1 pseudogene is annotated in these 255 nt (G+C 66.3%); it reads left to right on the top strand.

Features of this window, described 5'->3' with window-relative positions:
• Positions 1-32: 32 nt before the first annotated feature.
• Positions 33-255, top strand: a pseudogene (locus tag D7Y11_RS43100) (IS5/IS1182 family transposase); the annotation flags it as partial.

The following is a 255-nucleotide window of genomic DNA, read 5'->3' as shown; positions in this document are numbered from 1 at the left end:
GCATAAGCGCTGCTGTGCGAGCATGAATCGCCATGGCGGGGAGCAAACGGCCGCGAGTGCGTGTGCTCCGGCCGAAACGGACGCAGGTGCTGGCGGCTCGGACCTACGAGCAGTTGGTTGACCGAGATCATCCAGTGCGCGCTGTATGGGCGGCTGTCGAAGCGCTGGACATGTCGGACTTCGAGCGCGCTATCCGTGCGCGTCCCCATCACGCGGGTCGTGCGGCGGTGGACCCGAGGCTGTTGCTAGCGCTGT

The organism is Corallococcus sp. AB018, assembly GCF_003986945.1.
Lineage (GTDB): Bacteria > Myxococcota > Myxococcia > Myxococcales > Myxococcaceae > Corallococcus > Corallococcus exiguus.
The sequence above is the reverse complement of the archived record's forward strand: the minus strand, read 5'-3'. Positions and strand labels throughout refer to the sequence as shown.